The organism is Enterobacter sp. BNK-13 (assembly GCF_048685015.1).
In the GTDB taxonomy this organism is placed as follows: Bacteria; Pseudomonadota; Gammaproteobacteria; order Enterobacterales; family Enterobacteriaceae; genus Enterobacter; species Enterobacter quasiroggenkampii.
In genome coordinates this window covers 4167185-4184534 of record NZ_JBLQTP010000001.1, presented here as the reverse complement: position 1 = coordinate 4184534, position 17350 = coordinate 4167185, and the positions used below count along the sequence as shown (strand labels likewise).

The window sequence follows — 17350 nt, the reverse complement described above, 5'->3', positions numbered from 1 at the left end:
CAAGATGATTCCATTTAACGCACCACCCGTCGTCGGAACGGAACTCGACTATATGCAGTCTGCCATGGGCAGCGGCAAACTCTGCGGTGACGGCGGTTTCACCCGTCGCTGTCAGCAGTGGATGGAACAGCGTTTTCGCAGCGCCAAAGTGCTGCTGACCCCGTCCTGTACGGCATCGCTGGAAATGGCCGCGCTGCTGCTGGATATCCAGCCCGGCGATGAAGTGATCATGCCGAGCTACACCTTCGTTTCCACGGCGAACGCGTTTGTCCTGCGCGGGGCGAAAATCGTCTTTGTGGATATCCGCCCGGATACCATGAACATTGATGAGACGCTGATTGAAGCGGCGATCACCGACAAAACGCGCGCGATCGTGCCGGTTCACTACGCGGGCGTGGCCTGTGAAATGGACACCATCATGGCCATCGCCAAAAAACATAACCTGTTTGTGGTGGAAGATGCCGCCCAGGGCGTGATGTCGACCTACAAGGGACGCGCGCTGGGTACCATCGGCCATATCGGCTGCTTCAGCTTCCACGAAACCAAAAACTACACGGCAGGCGGAGAAGGTGGCGCGACGCTGATTAACGACCGGGCGCTCGTGGAGCGTGCGGAGGTGATCCGCGAAAAAGGCACCAACCGCAGCCAGTTCTTCCGCGGCCAGGTCGACAAATACACCTGGCGCGATATTGGCTCCAGCTATCTGATGGCGGATCTGCAGGCCGCGTACCTGTGGGCGCAGCTGGAAGCCGCGGATCGCATCAACCTGCAGCGCCTCTCCCTGTGGCAAACCTATTACGATGCGCTTGAGCCTCTGGCCAAAGCCGGGCGTATTGAGCTGCCGACTATCCCGGCAGATTGCGTCCACAACGCGCACATGTTCTACATCAAGCTGCGCGATAACGACGACCGGAGCGAGCTTATCGCCTGGCTGAAAGAAGCCGAAATTATGGCGGTGTTCCACTATATTCCGCTGCACTCCAGCCCGGCGGGCGAAGCGTTTGGAACGTTCGCGGGTGAAGACCGCTACACCACCAAAGAAAGTGAGCGGTTGCTTCGTCTGCCTCTGTTCTACAACCTCGCGCCAGTTAACCAGCGTACGGTGATTAATACCCTCCTGAGCTATTTCGGCTGATATGTCTCTGGCAAAAGCATCGGTGTGGACCGCCGCGTCCACGCTTGTAAAAATTGGCGCCGGGCTGCTGGTCGTCAAGCTGCTGGCTGTCTCATTTGGCCCCTCTGGCGTGGGGCTGGCGGGTAATTTCCGCCAGCTTGTCACCGTCCTTGGGGTGCTGGCCGGTGCCGGTATCTTCAACGGCGTGACCAAATACGTTGCGCAGTATCATGATGATGCGGCCCAGCTTCGCAGGGTCGTGGGCACCTCCTCGGCGATGGTCACGGGTTTTTCGACCCTGATGGCGATTATCTTTCTGCTGGCGGCGGCGCCCATCAGCCAGGGATTATTCGGTCACACCCACTATCAGGGGCTGGTGCGTCTGGTCGCATTGGTGCAGATGGGGATTGCCTGGGCTAACCTGCTGCTGGCGCTGATGAAAGGGTTTCGTGATGCGGCCGGGAACGCGATTGCGTTAATCCTGGGCAGCGTTATCGGCGTGATTGCCTATTATTTCTGCTATCGCCTGGGGGGCTACGAAGGCGCACTGCTGGGGCTGGCGCTGGTTCCGGCGCTGGTGGTTGTGCCTGCGGCATTTATGCTGATGCGTCGGGGCGTCATCCCCCTGAGCTTCCTCAAGCCGCAATGGGACACGCTGCTTGCCAGCCAGCTGGGTAAATTTACCCTGATGGCGCTCATCACCTCCGTCACGCTGCCGGTGGCCTACGTGATGATGCGTAACCTGCTGGCGGCGCATTATAGCTGGGATGAAGTGGGGATCTGGCAGGGCGTAAGCAGTATTTCCGACGCCTATCTCCAGTTTATTACGGCTTCCTTTAGCGTTTATTTGCTGCCAACCTTATCGCGTTTGACCTCCAGACAGGATATTACGCGTGAGATTTTCCGGTCGCTGCGCTTTGTATTGCCGGCGGTTGCGGCTGCCAGCTTTACCGTCTGGCTATTGCGCGATGTCGCCATCTGGCTGCTGTTTTCGGCGAAATTCATCGCCATGCGCGATCTCTTTGCCTGGCAGCTGGTGGGTGATGTACTGAAAGTGGGGGCTTACGTTTTCGGCTATCTGGTGATAGCAAAAGCCTCCCTGCGGCTGTATATCCTGGCGGAAATTAGCCAGTTTGCATTACTGACCTCGTTCTCGCACTGGCTGATACCCGCGCACGGCGCGCTGGGGGCGGCTCAGGCCTACATGGCAACCTATATCGTTTATTTCGCCGCCTGTTGCGGTGTATTTTTATTGTGGCGTAAACGCGCATGACTGCACTGATTCACATCCTGGGATCGGATATCCCACACCATAACCAGACCGTTTTGCGGTTCTTCAACGACGAGCTGGCATCGGGGGATCCTGATGCGCGTGAGTTTATGGTTGCAGGTCAGGATAAGGGCCTGAGCGAGGCGTTTCCGGCGCTGACGATTCGCTTCTGGCCAGATAAGGCCACGCTGGCAAAGGCGGTCGTTACCAGGGCGAAAGCCGACCGCGAGCAACGATTCTTCTTCCACGGGCAGTTTAACACCGGCCTGTGGCTGGCGCTTCTCAGCGGAGGGATTAAACCCTCCCAGTGCAGCTGGCATATCTGGGGAGCCGATCTTTATGAAGTCTCCCGCGGCTGGAAATTCCGTCTTTTCTATCCATTGCGCCGTATGGCGCAGGGGCGCGTGGGCTGCGTTTTTGCTACCCGCGGCGATCTCAACTATTTTGCTAAACAGCACCCCAACGTGCGCGGCGAGTTGCTTTATTTCCCCACCCGCATGGATCCGGCGCTGAACGCCATGGCCAATGACGCGGTGCGTGAAGGCAAGCTGACGATCCTGGTGGGGAATTCCGGCGATCGTAGTAACGAACATGTCGCGGCGCTCAGGGCGGTGCATCAGCAGTTTGGCGACACGGTGAACGTGGTGGTGCCGATGGGCTATCCCGCCAACAATAACGCCTACATTGACGAGGTTCGCCAGCAGGGACTGGCGCTGTTTAGCGCAGAAAATCTGCACATCCTCAGCGATAAGCTGGAATTTGAGGAATATCTCGCACTGCTGAGAAAATGCGATCTCGGCTATTTCATCTTTGCCCGACAGCAGGGAATTGGCACACTGTGTCTGCTGATTCAGGCGGGGGTACCGTGCGTGCTCAACCGCGACAACCCGTTCTGGCAGGACATGGCCGAGCAGCATATTCCGGTGCTGTTTACCTCAGACACGCTGAACGTCGAGGTGGTACGTGAAGCTCAACGTCAGCTCACGCTGGTGGATAAAAACAGCATCGATTTTTTCAGCCCGAATTACCTCACGCCGTGGCACCGCGCGCTGCGTATCGCTTCAGGAGACAAAGCATGAGTCAGTTGCAATTCAGCGGCTTACTGGTTGTCTGGCTTCTGAGCGCCCTGTTTATCGCCACGCTCACCTGGTTTGAATTCCGCCGGGTGCGCTTCAACTTTAACGTCTTCTTCTCGTTACTGTTCCTGCTGACGTTCTTTTTCGGCTTCCCGCTCACCAGCATTCTGGTCTTCCGTTTTGACGTGAGCGTCGCGCCACCGGACATTCTGCTCCAGGCGCTTCTGGCGGCGACCTGCTTCTATGCGGTCTACTACGTCACCTATAAAACGCGTCTGCGTTCAGCGCAGACAGCTGCCCCGCGTCGGGCGCTCTTTACCATGAATAGGATGGAAACCCACCTGACATGGGTGATGCTGATGACCATCGCCCTGGTCAGCGTCGGCATCTTCTTCATGCATAACGGCTTCCTGCTGTTTAAGCTCCACTCCTACAGCCAGATTTTTTCGGCCGAGGTTTCGGGCGTGGCGCTTAAGCGTTTCTTCTACTTCTTCATCCCGGCGATGCTGGTGATCTTCTTCCTGCGCCAGGACAGCAAAGCGTGGCTGTTCTTCCTGGTCAGTACCGTCGCGTTTGGCATCCTGACCTACATGATTGTGGGCGGCACGCGCGCGAACATTATCATCGCCTTCGCCATCTTCCTGTTTATCGGCATCATCCGCGGCTGGATCTCGCTGTGGATGCTGGTTGCGGCAGGCGTGTTTGGCATTGTGGGGATGTTCTGGCTGGCGCTGAAGCGGTACGGAATGAACGTGGCGGGTGATGAGGCGTTTTATACGTTCCTCTACCTCACGCGCGATACGTTCTCGCCGTGGGAAAACCTGGCATTACTGCTGCAAAACTACGACAAGATTGATTTCCAGGGGCTGGCGCCGATTGTTCGCGACTTCTACGTCTTTATCCCTTCCTGGCTATGGCCGGACCGCCCTGGTGTGGTGCTCAATACCGCGAACTATTTTACCTGGGAAGTGCTGAACAACCATTCCGGTCTGGCAATTTCACCCACGCTGATCGGTTCCCTGGTGGTGATGGGCGGGGCGTGGTTCATTCTGCCCGGGGCGGTTGCCGTGGGGCTGATTATCAAGTGGTTCGACTGGCTTTACGTGCGTGGCAACGAAGAGACCAACCGCTATAAAGCGGCCATTTTGCACAGTTTCTGCTTTGGTGCCATTTTCAATATGATCGTTCTGGCGCGCGAAGGGCTGGACTCGTTCGTTTCGCGCGTAGTGTTCTTCATGGTTGTTTTCGGCGTCTGCCTGTTACTGGCCAAACTGTTGTACTGGCTGTTTGACAGCGCCGGGCTTGTGCACAAGCGCGAGCGGCAGGGCAGCACAACGCTGTCGCAAGTCTGAGTAAGGATAGTAATGACTGATAGAATTTCTGCACCGCGCTATGCGCTACGTGGCCTGCAGCTTATTGGCTGGCGCGACATGCAGCACGCGCTGGACTTTCTGTTCGCCGACGGCCAGATGAAATCCGGTACGCTGGTGGCCATCAACGCGGAAAAAATGCTGGCGGTTGAGGATAACGCGGAAGTCAAAAGCCTGATTGAAGCGGCCGAATTTAAATACGCGGACGGGATCAGCGTGGTCCGCTCTATCCGTAAAAAGTATCCTGACGCTAATGTTTCCCGCGTCGCGGGGGCCGATCTCTGGGAGCAGCTTATGGCCCGCGCAGGCGCGCAGGGTACGCCCGTGTTCCTGATTGGCGGAAAGCCGGAGATACTGGCCCAGACGGAGGAGAAACTGCGTCGTCAATGGAATGTTAATATTGTCGGCAGCCAGGATGGTTACTTCAAACCGGAAGATCGGCAGACGCTGTTTGAGCGCGTTCGTGACAGCGGGGCAAAGATTGTCACCGTGGCGATGGGGTCCCCGCGCCAGGAGATTCTGATGCGTGACTGCCGCCTGGTCTGCCCGGATGCCCTCTACATGGGCGTCGGCGGCACGTACGACGTCTTTACCGGCCACGTTAAGCGTGCGCCAACAGTCTGGCAATATCTTGGGCTGGAGTGGTTGTATCGTCTGCTATCGCAACCGACACGCATTAAACGACAGATCCGTCTGCTTCGCTACCTCGTCTGGCATTACACCGGAAAAATGTAATCAAAATGTAGCGCGATATGCTATTCGCGCTGCAACTCGCCTGCAAAACTGCTGATAATCTGTGCAATGCATTCATTTTTTTAATGCATCGTTTGCCATTTGGCAGATTTTAAGAAACCATTCGCTCCGTATTTTAGTCCCCCTAAAAAACAATACCCGGTCTTAAGCCGGGAAACAGCAAACACAATCGAGGATCTATGGCAGAGAAAAAACCGGAGCTGCAGCGTGGGCTGGAAGCTCGTCATATTGAACTGATAGCGCTGGGCGGCACTATCGGCGTGGGCCTGTTTATGGGCTCCGCAAGCACGCTCAAGTGGGCAGGCCCTTCCGTATTACTGGCGTACATTATCGCCGGGCTGTTTGTTTTCTTCATCATGCGTTCCATGGGCGAAATGCTCTTCCTGGAGCCGGTAACCGGCTCTTTCGCCGTTTACGCGCATCGTTATATGAGCCCGTTCTTCGGCTACCTGACGGCCTGGTCATACTGGTTTATGTGGATGGCGGTGGGCATCTCAGAAATCACCGCGATAGGGGTCTACGTCCAGTTCTGGTTCCCGGATATGGCTCAGTGGATACCCGCGCTCATTGCCGTGGGGCTGGTGGCGCTGGCAAACCTGGCCGCCGTGCGTCTTTACGGTGAGATCGAGTTCTGGTTTGCGATGATCAAAGTCACCACCATCATCGTGATGATTGTCGTCGGCCTGGGCGTGATTTTCTTCGGCTTTGGCAACGGTGGACATGCTATCGGCTTTGGTAACCTGACCGAAAACGGCGGCTTCTTTGCCGGCGGCTGGAAGGGCTTCCTGACGGCGCTGTGTATCGTTGTAGCGTCGTACCAGGGCGTAGAGCTGATCGGTATTACCGCCGGTGAAGCGAAAAATCCACAGGTCACGCTGCGTAGCGCGGTGGGCAAAGTGCTGTGGCGCATCCTGATTTTCTATGTGGGCGCCATCTTCGTTATCGTGACCATCTTCCCGTGGAACGAAATAGGCTCGACGGGCAGCCCGTTTGTTTTAACCTTCGCCAAAATTGGTATCACGGCGGCAGCGGGCATCATCAACTTTGTGGTCCTGACGGCCGCGTTGTCAGGCTGTAACAGTGGGATGTACAGCTGTGGGCGTATGCTCTATGCGCTCTCGAAGAATAACCAGCTGCCTGCGGCAATGAGTAAAGTTTCACGTGCCGGGGTGCCGGTGGCGGGCGTGGCGGTCTCCATTGCAATCCTGCTGATTGGATCTTGCCTGAATTACATCATTCCTAATCCGCAGCGGGTGTTCGTTTACGTCTACAGCGCCAGCGTCCTTCCGGGCATGGTGCCGTGGTTTGTTATCCTCATCAGCCAGCTGCGTTTCCGTCATGCGCATAAAAAGGCGATTGAAAGCCATCCGTTCCGTTCAATTCTGTTCCCCTATGCGAACTATTTGACGATGGCGTTCCTGATTTGCGTATTAATCGGAATGTACTTTAATGAAGATACCCGCATGTCGCTGTTTGTCGGGGTGATCTTCCTGGCCGCCGTGACGGCTGCCTATAAGCTTTTTGGCCTGGGTCGCCGTGCCACCACGCAGAAAGTGGAGGAATAAGCGGCAAAATGTGCAAACCATAACCAAACGCGCATTTTTTTCAAAAAAGCACTAGACAGCGGGGACGGAGGTACGTAATATCCAGCCCCGCAACGGCGCTAAGCGCCCGTAGCTCAGCTGGATAGAGCGCTGCCCTCCGGAGGCAGAGGTCTCAGGTTCGAATCCTGTCGGGCGCGCCATTTTAGTCCCGGCGCTAGAGCTGCGGTGGTCTGAGAAGTAGTCAGTACCGCGTGAAAGAATACAGTGGTGGCTATAGCTCAGTTGGTAGAGCCCTGGATTGTGATTCCAGTTGTCGTGGGTTCGAATCCCATTAGCCACCCCATTATTGAAAGAGTTGTGAATTGCGAAGGTGGCGGAATTGGTAGACGCGCTAGCTTCAGGTGTTAGTGTCCTTAGGATGTGGGGGTTCGAGTCCCCCCCTCGCACCACGACTTTTTAAATGAATTGAACTAAAAATTCAAAAAAGCAGTACATCGGCGAGTAGCGCAGCTTGGTAGCGCAACTGGTTTGGGACCAGTGGGTCGGAGGTTCGAATCCTCTCTCGCCGACCAATTTTGAACCCCGCTTCGGCGGGGTTTTTTGTTTTCTGCCATTTTCATCCCTGTAGTGATTCCCCGACAGCGTCCGGTTTCATTGTCGCGATTCAGCGACATACAATCCATTGAAAATAAAACAATTATTCATACTTCCATTTTGCTGTCTCCTCCTGGCGACAGAATTCTGTCCTTACCGATACATTGTGGGGCTTAAGACGGCGCTTAACAGCATAATTTCCTTTTATCTTAAAATGTTGCGTCATGTAAACGTTTTGGGTGCGAACCTGGCACGTTACGTGCAATAATATGCGTGTAGATGCTCATTCCATCTCTTATGTTCGCCTTCGTGCCTCATAAACTCCGGAATGACGCAGAGCCATTTACGGTGCTTATCGTCCACTGACAGATGTCGCTTCGGCCTCATCAGACACCATGGACATAACGTTGAGTGAAGCACCAAATATGTTGTCTTACAGACCTGTTTTAACGCCTGCTTTTATAGCAGGCGTTTTTTTATGCCTTATTCCCGATACCGGCGCACGATCAGGGCAACCAGCACCAGGGCCGCTGACGAGACGGCATAGAGTGCCGCTACTGAGCCAAACCCGGCAGCCACTGCCGCAGCGATGCCGGTGAAAAGAGAGGCGCTGAGCGTTTGCCAGCGCCAGGCTTTCCCACTGGCTGAAGCGGTTTGCGTGAGATGAAAACTACTGAGTACCCCAAACGTCCCGGCTGCAAAGAGAATATTCGAGGCCAGATGTGCGATAAAAATCGCCCCCAGTGCACATGCCATCCATCCGGACAACAACGGTAGCGTTCCATAAGCGGCCAGAAAGATGCCGAGACAAACGATGATGCGCGGCGTGTGAGCGGCAAAACGCGTCAGGCTCTCTTTTTTTAGCAGCATGGGACCGCAAAGCTGACCCATGCTTCTTGCGAAAAGCAGCGGCAGAGCAAGGCCCGCCGCATCCTGAGGATGGATTTGCTGTGCCAGTGCCGGAAGCAGTGCCATGGCCGGCGAGCCGACGGCCGCCAGCGCTGGCAGCATGAGCAGACTGCGTTTCTGCCGAACGGTCAACGTCCGCCAGCGTAATGCCGCAGGGGCTTCCTCTTCCCCGGAGGACGGGAGTGATGGCGCAGAAAACCGGCGTCCAGCCAGCCATAGCATGAGCAGTGACCCGAGAAAGCTGGCGGCATCAATGGCCAGCAGGGTAAACACGGACGTCTTCTGGAACAGCACCACGCCCAGGCCAGTCCCTAACAATACCTGCGAAGCAAAAATCACATTTTCCAGACAGGTCGCAGCAGGCAGCTCTGCTTCGCTAAGTCCGCGCTTAAAGAGCAACGTCAGCGCGGGCCAGCTCATCCCGCTGAGCAGCGCCTCGGTGGATTGTACGGCGAGTAACGCGGCAACGCTGTGATAACCCACACCAAGCAGGGGAAAGAGCAGGGCGAGCAGGCCCAGCCCTTCGGTCAGTATCAGCAGGGATATCGGAGACCAGCGTGAGCATAGCTTTTCGCCGATCGTACTGCCGATAAATCCCGGTACCGTCGCGAAAAGAAAAGCAAGGGTGAGCAGAGCGGGCGGAGCTGACCACGCTAACAGCAAGCCGAAGACCACAACCTGGGTTAAGCCATTCCCCAGCGAAGAAAAGATAAAAGCACAGGCAAGCAGGCGCAGCCAGCTGTGGCAGCGCAGCGCTTCAATAAGCGCATATAAAAGCGAGTTCATGACGATTTCCTTTCAAAAACGATTTAGTCCACGCCGCAGCAAGTGCGCGTGTGTGAAAAAAGTTAATGAAAAGACATCGTTACATTGGCGGGTTCGTTTGCAGATGCGGGTGTAAAGAATGTAGCAGGAGAAAAGCGATAAAAAAAGGAGGCCATCTGGCCTCCTGATGAATTACTGCTGCGTACCGTTATTTTGCAGCGTCAGTAATAGCCCATCACGGCGCATGGCGGCCGCCTCTTCCGGCTTATGCTGCTTGTCCAGCGTATCGGCAAGCCATGCGTAGTCGAAGGCATCCGGACGCTGCTTGAGCGCGGCGCGGAAGGCGAGGCTCGCCTCCTGCCATTCGCCGTGCTTCATCAACGACTGGCCGAGCGTACTCCACAGCAGCGGGCGATCGCCAACGGTTTTAATCTGCTGACGCAGCACTTTTTCGATTTGCTCAGGATTGTTGGTTTTCAGGCGCGGGATCACCATCACCAGGCGATCGTCGTACTGGCGCTTCAGACCGTCGAGGAGGATCTCCTGAGCCGTGTCGTGATCGTCACACTCGATGAGATGTTCCGCCATCGCCACCTGCAGAGGAACCTGCTGGCGCGTTTTACGGCTCTGATTCTTCCACCAGGTTTTCAGACCGTCGCTGCCCAGGTCAGCGCGCGCCTGATCCATCAGGCCAATCCACGCCAGACGCTGAAGCTCGTCACGATGTTCATCGTCGCCCACCTCGGCCTTCGCCATCGATGGAATGATGTCCAGCAGTGAGCCCCAGGCGCCGGTACGAATATAGGCCTGCTCGGCAAGACGCAGCACTTCCGGATGACGCGGCGCGACTTCCAGCAGACGGTCGATACCGTGGCGAGCCGCGTGATTCTCATTGCGTGCCAGCTGCAGACGAACGCGCGTGATTTCCACTGGAATCGGGTCGCCGTGAGCCAGCTCAGCCGCTCGCTCCAGGTGCTGATTAGCGCGGGCTTCGTCACCGCGCTGCTGCGCTGCTTCGGCCGCCAGCAGATAGTTCACCACCGGCTGTTCGGCGTGGTCGGCGTTTTTCGACATCAGCTTTTCAACCTGCTGATAGTCACCCTCTGCGAGCTTAAGCAGCGCCTGCTCGGTCTGTTTACGGGCGCGGCGGCGCTTACGGCCAACGAACCAGCCGCGGGTATGGGCGCCGGTACGGAAAATACGGCGCAGGATCCACTCGATCGCAAACAGCACCACCACGCCGAGGATCAGAATGATCGTCAGACCCGTTACGCTGGTTTCAATGTTGTAGTTATCGGTCTGGATCAGGACGTAACCCTGATGACCCGCAAGCATAGGCCCCAGGACGATCCCGGCGATCAGCAGGATGAAGAGTAAGAGGACTTTTAGCATCATTACTCTCCCTGCGGTGCGCTTTCAGGCGCAGGAGCCGGAGCAGGTGCTGCTCCGCTCGTCTGCTCTGCCGGTACGCCCGGCTGTGCCAGCAGGTTACGTACGCGCGTCTGCATCAGTTTCTCCAGAATCGGCTGGCTGGCCAGCTTATCCGGCACGTTCATGGTGATGTTCTGCTGGCTTAGCTTATCAATGTCTTCGAGGAAGGCGGTGGTCGTCGCATCATCGGTGTTGTAGTAGGCGCGTACCCACGTTGAGACGTTATCCAGCGCCTGTTTGTAGGTCTCTTCCTGATGACGCGGCACGGCCTGGGCAGCGACCAGCAGGCGGGAACGAATGTTCTCGCGCAGATAGATGTCCTGGTTCGGTGCGAGCAGCGGTACGGCAGTTTCGTCACGACGGCGGACAGTGATAAAGCTGTCCATAAAGTTCTGCCAGCTTTTTTGCAGGTTAATGCGCCATTCGCTCAGGGAGCTTGAAAGCTCGGTACCGTCGGAATCCATCGGGGAGTCGTCGTCGTTATTATCCGCCAGCTGCAGGTTATCAATCTGATTCGACAGCTGATTCACTTTAAGGATAATGCCGTCGTAATCCACCTGCGAGACGGCGGAGAGGCTGGCGATGTCTTCGGTAATCGCGCGACGGGCGGTAATAAGGCTTGGGTCGTTCATGTCCGCCAGGCTTGCATCAGCGCTTTTCAGCAGCGCGGCAGCGGTGGTGACGTCCTGATCGCTCCAGAGCTTACGTCCGGCGAGCTTCACCAGGAAGTCAGCCTGCGAGAGCAGCCAGGTTTTGGCATCGGTACCGGAAATGGTGGCGACTTTCTGCTGTACTTCACCCAGCTGTTTGGTCAACTCTTCCTGTTTGCTGTTCGCTTCGGCGAGCGCCGCGGCCTGCTGCTTAATCACGGCTTCCAGCTCGGTTTTCTGCGTCTCCTGCTCTTTTTGCAGGGCCGTGAGCTGAGTCACCAGCGCGTCGCTGGTAGACGTCTGGTTAGCGCTCTGTTGCTTCACCAGCCCGTACAGGCCAACCCCCGCTGCCAGCGCAATGGCGATGGCAATTGCGCTCAGCGTGAGGCTTGTTTTGTTGCTGCTGTTTTTCTTCTCAGCGGTTTTCTCAGTCGTCTCTGGCTGTGGCGTCGTCTCCACAGTCTCCCTGGTCTCTTCAACCACGGCGGAGGATTTGTCGTGTTCCGTCATTATGGCTTCCCATTTGAGAGTTATTGTAATGCGCGCAGCAGCGCATCGTTGTCGGCGTTATCAGCGATCCGAATATCCTGCCAGCCCAGTTCCCGGGCCTGGTTCGCCAGACGCTCACTGACGACCAGAAGCCGACAGCGGAGTAACCAGTTTTCGCGATACCAAAGCGGTATCAGCGTCCAAAGCTGTTGTAACATTTCACCGCTGGTGACCACCAGCGTATTGATGCCTCGCGCGTGCCAGCGCATCGCCTCTTCCGCACCATCGTAGTGTTTTGCACAGCGCTGATAGCACTCAACGAACGTCACGTTCGCACCACGTTCACGCAGCGTTTCGCCCAGCAGCTCGCGACCCCCATTGCCGCGCAAAATGAGCGCACGCTTGCCGGCAACGGTTTGTAATTCAGGTAATTGTAGCAAGACTTCACTGATTTCCCGATCTAACGGGTAACGAACGTCCGCGCTGCTTACGGTATGCAGTGCCAGTGCCGTTGTACGGCCGATCGCGAAATAGCGGGGGGCGGTTGGCCAGGCCTGTCCCTGCTGCTGCAACTGTGCGTGGGCAAATTCCACGGCATGCTGCGACAGCGCAAACAGCAGGTCACCGTCCTGAAGAGTATTCATCTGGTCGGCGAGCGCAGAGAGCTCGCGACCGGGGGAGAATTCAATGAGCGGAAAACTCCAGGCCACCTGCCCCAGTGTGCGCAGACGGCTCACTAACTGCTCTCCTGCGGGAGAAGGGCGGGTGACGAGAATACTCATGCAGGGGGTTCTCCATTGTAAACGTCAGCCAGAATCTCGCGGGCGCCTTTATCCAGCAATTCTTCCGCCAGCGATACGCCAAGCTGCTCGGCATCTTGCGCTTTTCCGCGACGTTCGCCGCGCACCATCTGCGAACCGTCCGGGGCGCCTACCAGCGCGCGCAGCCACAGTTCGCCATTCGTCAATTCAGCATAGCTGCCAATCGGAACCTGGCACCCGCCTTCGAGGCGGGTATTCATCGCCCGCTCCGCTTTTACGCGGGTAGCGGTTTCGTCATGATTCAGTGGAGCAAGCAGCGCGCGGGTACGTGCATCGTCCAGACGGCACTCGATGCCGACAGCACCCTGACCAACAGCCGGCAGCGACAGCTCTGGCGGCAGCGCCACGCGAATACGTTCCTCCAGCCCCAGACGCTTCAGGCCGGCAACGGCGAGAATAATGGCATCGTAATCTCCGTTATCCAGCTTGCCCAGACGCGTGCCGACGTTACCGCGCAGCGAGCGAATGATCAGATCGGGACGACGCTCCGCCAGCTGACACTGACGGCGTAAACTGGACGTGCCAACCACGCTACCCGCTGGCAGCGCGTCGAGCGAGTCATAGCGGTTAGAGACAAACGCATCGCGCGGATCTTCGCGCTCGCAGATGGTCACCAGCCCCAGCCCCTCCGGGAACTCGACGGGCACGTCTTTCATCGAATGTACGGCGATATCGGCGCGGTTCTCAAGCAATGCCAGTTCCAGTTCTTTGACGAACAGGCCTTTGCCGCCCACTTTCGCCAGCGGCGTATCGAGGATCACGTCACCGCGCGTGACCATCGGCACCAGCTCGACGCGCAATCCGCTGTGGCAGGCTTCCAGGCGCTGCTTCACATAATGTGCCTGCCAGAGCGCGAGAGGGCTTTGGCGTGTGGCAATTCTCAAAACATTGTCTAACATGCTTGTTACCGTCATTATCAATCGCTAACCATCCTAACATTGTTGACTCTGGGATGGCAGTTTTACGGTTGATGAAGCGTGAGAGGGACAAGGCGGCGTATTCGTCAGCCATAGCCGTATTCAGGAATTTACACGTACAGAACGGTGCTACACTTGTATGTAGCGCATCTTTCTTTACGGTCAATCGGCAAGGTGTTAAATTGATCACGTTTTAGACCATTTTTTCGTCGGTACCACCAAAAATGATAAGGGCGAAAAAGGGTAACGGTTATCTTTTTGAAATACTGCGGGTCCGCTGTTACTCGTGTTTTGAATAGCTGCGACACCCGGAAACATCAGGCGATACGTCTTGTACCTCTATATTGAGACTCTGAAACAGAGACTGGATGCCATAAATCAACTGCGTGTGGATCGCGCGCTTGCTGCTATGGGCCCTGCTTTCCAGCAGGTATACAGTCTGCTGCCGACATTATTGCACTATCACCACCCGCTGATGCCTGGCTACCTTGATGGTAACGTTCCCCAGGGCATTTGCCTTTTCACGCCTGATGAAACCCAACAGCATTATTTGAACGAGCTGGAACTCTACCGTGGCATGCCGCCGCAGGAGTCCCCAAAAGGTGAACTGCCGATTACCGGTGTTTACTCAATGGGGAGCACCTCATCGGTAGGGCAAAGCTGTTCTTCGGACCTGGACATCTGGGTCTGCCATCAGTCCTGGCTCGATAACGAAGAGCGTCAGCTGCTGCAGCGTAAATGCAGCCTGCTGGAGAGCTGGGCGGCATCGCTCGGTGTGGAAGTGAGCTTCTTCCTGATTGATGAAAACCGTTTCCGCCATAACGAAAGCGGCAGTCTGGGTGGTGAGGACTGCGGCTCGACCCAGCACATCCTGTTGCTGGATGAATTCTACCGTACTGCTGTGCGTCTGGCCGGGAAGCGTATTCTGTGGAATATGGTCCCGTGTGAAGAGGAAGAGCATTACGACGATTACGTCATGTCGCTTTATGCGCAGGGCGTACTGACGCCAAACGAATGGCTGGACCTCGGCGGTCTCAGCTCTCTGTCTGCGGAAGAGTACTTCGGCGCAAGCCTCTGGCAGCTCTATAAGAGTATCGACTCGCCGTACAAAGCGGTGCTCAAAACGCTGCTGCTTGAAGCCTATTCCTGGGAATACCCGACGCCGCGCCTGCTGGCGAAAGACATCAAGCAGCGCCTGCACGACGGGGAAATTGTCTCCTTCGGGCTCGACGCCTACTGCATGATGCTGGAACGCGTGACCGAATATCTGAAAGCCATTGATGACACCACGCGTCTTGACCTGGTGCGTCGATGTTTCTATCTCAAAGTCTGTGAGAAGTTGAGCCGCGAGCGCGCCTGCGTGGGCTGGCGTCGTGAAGTGGTCAGTCAGTTAGTCAAAGAGTGGGGATGGGACGAAGCGCGTCTGTCCATGCTCGACAACCGGGCCAACTGGAAAATCGATCAGGTGCGTGAAGCGCACAACGAACTGCTCGATGCGATGATGCAAAGCTACCGTAACCTGATCCGCTTTGCGCGCCGTAACAACCTCAGCGTTTCCGCCAGTCCGCAGGACATCGGGGTGTTGACCCGTAAGCTGTACGCCGCGTTTGAAGCGCTGCCGGGTAAAGTCACGCTGGTTAACCCGCAGATTTCGCCTGACCTGTCAGAACCGAACCTGACCTTTATCTACGTGCCGCCGGGCCGCGCGAACCGCACCGGGTGGTATCTGTATAACCGTGCGCCAAGCATGGATTCCATCATCAGCCATCAGCCGCTGGAATATAACCGCTATCTGAACAAGCTGGTGGCCTGGGCCTGGTTTAACGGCCTGCTGACCTCGCGCACGCGCCTGTTTATCAAAGGCAACGAGGTGGTCGATCTCGCTAAACTGCAGGAGATGGTCGCGGATGTGTCGCACCACTTCCCGCTGCGTCTGCCTGCGCCGACGCCAAAAGCGCTCTACAGCCCGTGCGAGATTCGCCATCTGGCGATCATCGTCAACCTGGAATATGACCCGACGGCGGCCTTCCGCAATCAGGTGGTCCATTTTGACTTCCGCAAGCTGGACGTCTTTAGCTTTGGCGAGCAGCAAAACTGCCTGGTCGGCAGCGTGGACCTGCTCTACCGCAACTCGTGGAACGAAGTGCGTACCCTGCACTTCAACGGCGAGCAGGCGATGATCGAGGCGCTGAAAACCATTCTCGGCAAGATGCACCAGGATGCCGCGCCGCCGGACAGCGTGGAAGTGTTCTGCTACAGCCAGCACCTGCGTGGATTGATTCGTACCCGCGTGCAGCAGCTGGTCTCGGAATGTATCGAACTGCGTCTCTCCAGTACCCGTCAGGAAACCGGGCGCTTTAAGGCGCTGCGCGTCTCCGGTCAGACCTGGGGCCTGTTCTTTGAACGCCTCAACGTGTCGGTACAGAAGCTGGAAAACGCCATCGAATTCTACGGCGCGATTTCGCATAACAAGCTGCATGGCCTGTCGGTGCAGGTGGAAACCAACCACGTTAAGCTTCCGCAGGTGGTGGACGGCTTTGCCAGTGAAGGGATTATTCAGTTCTTCTTTGAAGAGTCGGGTGATAACGCCGGGTTTAACATCTACATTCTGGATGAGACCAACCGCGCCGAGGTGTATCACCACTGTGAAGGCAGTAAAGAGGAGCTGGTGCGCGACGTCAGCCGCTTCTACTCCTCTTCGCATGACCGCTTTACCTACGGCTCAAGCTTTATCAACTTTAACCTGCCGCAGTTCTACCAGATTGTGAACGTCGACGGTCGTACGCAGGTGATTCCGTTCCGCACCCAGGCCGTCACGCCTGCCGGGCCTGCCAATCAGGACACCGCGCCGCTGTTGCAGCAGTATTTCTCCTGAGCCTTTTCGCCGGGTGGCTAATACTTACCCGGCCTACCGTTCGAGCCGTTGTAGGCCCGGTAAGGCGTAGCCGCCACCGGGCGACAAAACTACCTGAAACTCACCGCCTCACCCGCCTGTGCAGTCGCGGCCTGTTCCAGCAGATCCCAGAACGGCACGCCGCTGCGGTCGCAAACCCATTCCCCGTCTTTCAGATCGAAATGATAGCCGCCCTGTTTAGCGGCCAGCCAGACCTGGTGAAGCGGCTCCTGGCGGTTAATAATAATTTTGCTGCCATTTTCGAAGCTCAGGGTCAGAATACCGCCGTTGATTTCACAATCGATATCGCTGTCGCCGTCCCAGTCGTCAATACGTTCTTCAATGGTCATCCACAGGTTGTCGGCAAGGCGATGGAATTCACTGTCGTTCATGGTTTTGTTCCTGTTTTTCGTGATGCCGGCAGTATAACCCTAAATAATTCCCGTTGCAGGAAAGCGGCAAACTCTTGCTTTTGTGTCTTCTCCTGCGATGATAGAAACAGATTTGAACTTACGGGCAACTTTATAATGAAAAACGCTTTCCGAACGCTTGCCGTTCTCATCACGCTGTTTAGCCTGACTGGCTGCGGACTGAAGGGACCACTGTACTTTCCGCCTGCGGATAAAACCGCACCGCCGCCGACGAAACCGGTTAACAGCGGCATTGAGTCTTCCACGCCAAACACTAACGACCGTGGCGACAACGGCGGCCCGACTCAGGTTAATCTCTGACGACAACGTTCTGTACCCGCGCA

Annotated in this window: 14 protein-coding genes and 4 tRNA genes; 12 read left to right on the top strand and 6 right to left on the bottom strand. The window is 56.5% G+C overall.

Annotated features, from left to right (window positions below):
• Positions 1–4: 4 nt before the first annotated feature.
• The 10 genes from rffA (at position 5) to ACMGGQ_RS20160 (ending at position 7699) form a co-directional block, all read left to right on the top strand.
• Positions 5–1135, top strand: coding sequence for a dTDP-4-amino-4,6-dideoxygalactose transaminase (rffA, locus tag ACMGGQ_RS20205; protein WP_045909238.1), 1131 nt, complete (start codon positions 5–7; stop codon positions 1133–1135).
• Between the two features lies 1 nt (position 1136).
• Positions 1137–2387, top strand: coding sequence for a lipid III flippase WzxE (wzxE, locus tag ACMGGQ_RS20200; protein ID WP_223539683.1), 1251 nt, complete (start codon positions 1137–1139; stop codon positions 2385–2387).
• A complete protein-coding gene (locus ACMGGQ_RS20195) occupies positions 2384–3463 on the top strand; it encodes a TDP-N-acetylfucosamine:lipid II N-acetylfucosaminyltransferase (RefSeq protein WP_262779252.1) in 1080 nt (359 codons plus the stop codon). The genes wzxE and ACMGGQ_RS20195 overlap by 4 nt, the downstream gene beginning before the upstream one ends.
• Positions 3460–4812 carry an ECA oligosaccharide polymerase gene (gene wzyE, locus ACMGGQ_RS20190; protein WP_420290432.1) on the top strand — a complete coding sequence of 451 codons (1353 nt, stop codon included), beginning with the start codon at positions 3460–3462 and terminating at the stop codon, positions 4810–4812. Before ACMGGQ_RS20195 ends, wzyE begins: the two co-directional genes overlap by 4 nt.
• 12 nt (positions 4813–4824) lie before the next feature.
• Positions 4825–5565 carry a lipopolysaccharide N-acetylmannosaminouronosyltransferase gene (wecG, locus tag ACMGGQ_RS20185; RefSeq protein WP_048226905.1) on the top strand — a complete coding sequence of 247 codons (741 nt, stop codon included), beginning with the start codon at positions 4825–4827 and terminating at the stop codon, positions 5563–5565.
• 197 nt (positions 5566–5762) lie between these two features.
• A complete protein-coding gene (thrP, locus tag ACMGGQ_RS20180) occupies positions 5763–7148 on the top strand; it encodes a bifunctional threonine/serine APC transporter ThrP (RefSeq protein ID WP_045909233.1) in 1386 nt (461 codons plus the stop codon).
• A gap of 102 nt (positions 7149–7250) precedes the next feature.
• Positions 7251–7327 (top strand) — tRNA-Arg (locus ACMGGQ_RS20175).
• A 67-nt stretch (positions 7328–7394) separates the two neighbouring features.
• Positions 7395–7470 (top strand) — tRNA-His (locus ACMGGQ_RS20170).
• Between the two features lie 21 nt (positions 7471–7491).
• Positions 7492–7576 (top strand) — tRNA-Leu (locus ACMGGQ_RS20165).
• Between the two features lie 46 nt (positions 7577–7622).
• Positions 7623–7699: transfer RNA gene (locus ACMGGQ_RS20160), tRNA-Pro, on the top strand.
• A 505-nt stretch (positions 7700–8204) separates the two neighbouring features.
• Here ACMGGQ_RS20160 and ACMGGQ_RS20155 read toward each other — a convergent pair.
• The 5 genes from ACMGGQ_RS20155 to hemC form a co-directional block, all read right to left on the bottom strand.
• On the bottom strand, positions 8205–9416 hold the full coding sequence (locus ACMGGQ_RS20155; RefSeq protein WP_420290431.1) for an MFS transporter: 1212 nt from the start codon (positions 9414–9416) through the stop codon (positions 8205–8207).
• Positions 9417–9587: 171 nt separating this feature from the next.
• Positions 9588–10787: a protoheme IX biogenesis protein HemY gene (gene hemY, locus ACMGGQ_RS20150; protein WP_008501551.1), complete on the bottom strand. Its 1200-nt coding sequence runs from the start codon at positions 10785–10787 to the stop codon at positions 9588–9590.
• A 2-nt stretch (positions 10788–10789) separates the two neighbouring features.
• Positions 10790–11986: a uroporphyrinogen-III C-methyltransferase gene (gene hemX, locus ACMGGQ_RS20145; protein ID WP_420290430.1), complete on the bottom strand. Its 1197-nt coding sequence runs from the start codon at positions 11984–11986 to the stop codon at positions 10790–10792.
• A 20-nt stretch (positions 11987–12006) separates the two neighbouring features.
• The gene (gene hemD, locus ACMGGQ_RS20140; RefSeq protein WP_048226899.1) at positions 12007–12747 is read right to left on the bottom strand and encodes a uroporphyrinogen-III synthase; all 741 of its coding nucleotides are present in this window, start codon (positions 12745–12747) and stop codon (positions 12007–12009) included.
• On the bottom strand, positions 12744–13685 hold the full coding sequence (gene hemC / locus ACMGGQ_RS20135) for a hydroxymethylbilane synthase (RefSeq protein ID WP_420290429.1): 942 nt from the start codon (positions 13683–13685) through the stop codon (positions 12744–12746). The genes hemD and hemC overlap by 4 nt, the downstream gene beginning before the upstream one ends.
• A 349-nt stretch (positions 13686–14034) precedes the next feature.
• Between hemC and cyaA the strand changes: the two genes are divergently transcribed.
• A complete protein-coding gene (cyaA, locus tag ACMGGQ_RS20130) occupies positions 14035–16578 on the top strand; it encodes a class I adenylate cyclase (protein ID WP_420290428.1) in 2544 nt (847 codons plus the stop codon).
• 89 nt (positions 16579–16667) lie between these two features.
• Here cyaA and cyaY read toward each other — a convergent pair whose 3' ends face one another.
• Positions 16668–16988, bottom strand: a complete 321-nt coding sequence (gene cyaY, locus ACMGGQ_RS20125) for an iron donor protein CyaY (RefSeq protein ID WP_045909228.1) — start codon at positions 16986–16988, stop codon at positions 16668–16670.
• Between the two features lie 135 nt (positions 16989–17123).
• Here cyaY and lptM point away from each other — a divergent pair, with 135 nt between their 5' ends.
• The gene (gene lptM, locus ACMGGQ_RS20120) at positions 17124–17327 is read left to right on the top strand and encodes an LPS translocon maturation chaperone LptM (RefSeq protein ID WP_032646076.1); all 204 of its coding nucleotides are present in this window, start codon (positions 17124–17126) and stop codon (positions 17325–17327) included.
• The last annotated feature ends 23 nt before the right edge of the window (positions 17328–17350 follow it).

What these genes read in the sequence shown, in the direction of transcription:
- rffA (WP_045909238.1), top strand. Translation starts at nt 5, where the DNA reads ATGATTCCATTTAACGCACCACCCGTCGTCGGAACGGAACTCGACTAT.
- wzxE (WP_223539683.1), top strand. Translation starts at nt 1,137, where the DNA reads ATGTCTCTGGCAAAAGCATCGGTGTGGACCGCCGCGTCCACGCTTGTA.
- ACMGGQ_RS20195 (WP_262779252.1), top strand. Translation starts at nt 2,384, where the DNA reads ATGACTGCACTGATTCACATCCTGGGATCGGATATCCCACACCATAAC.
- wzyE (WP_420290432.1), top strand. Translation starts at nt 3,460, where the DNA reads ATGAGTCAGTTGCAATTCAGCGGCTTACTGGTTGTCTGGCTTCTGAGC.
- wecG (WP_048226905.1), top strand. Translation starts at nt 4,825, where the DNA reads ATGACTGATAGAATTTCTGCACCGCGCTATGCGCTACGTGGCCTGCAG.
- thrP (WP_045909233.1), top strand. Translation starts at nt 5,763, where the DNA reads ATGGCAGAGAAAAAACCGGAGCTGCAGCGTGGGCTGGAAGCTCGTCAT.
- ACMGGQ_RS20155 (WP_420290431.1), bottom strand. Translation starts at nt 9,416, where the DNA reads ATGAACTCGCTTTTATATGCGCTTATTGAAGCGCTGCGCTGCCACAGC.
- hemY (WP_008501551.1), bottom strand. Translation starts at nt 10,787, where the DNA reads ATGCTAAAAGTCCTCTTACTCTTCATCCTGCTGATCGCCGGGATCGTC.
- hemX (WP_420290430.1), bottom strand. Translation starts at nt 11,986, where the DNA reads ATGACGGAACACGACAAATCCTCCGCCGTGGTTGAAGAGACCAGGGAG.
- hemD (WP_048226899.1), bottom strand. Translation starts at nt 12,747, where the DNA reads ATGAGTATTCTCGTCACCCGCCCTTCTCCCGCAGGAGAGCAGTTAGTG.
- hemC (WP_420290429.1), bottom strand. Translation starts at nt 13,685, where the DNA reads ATGTTAGACAATGTTTTGAGAATTGCCACACGCCAAAGCCCTCTCGCG.
- cyaY (WP_045909228.1), bottom strand. Translation starts at nt 16,988, where the DNA reads ATGAACGACAGTGAATTCCATCGCCTTGCCGACAACCTGTGGATGACC.
- lptM (WP_032646076.1), top strand. Translation starts at nt 17,124, where the DNA reads ATGAAAAACGCTTTCCGAACGCTTGCCGTTCTCATCACGCTGTTTAGC.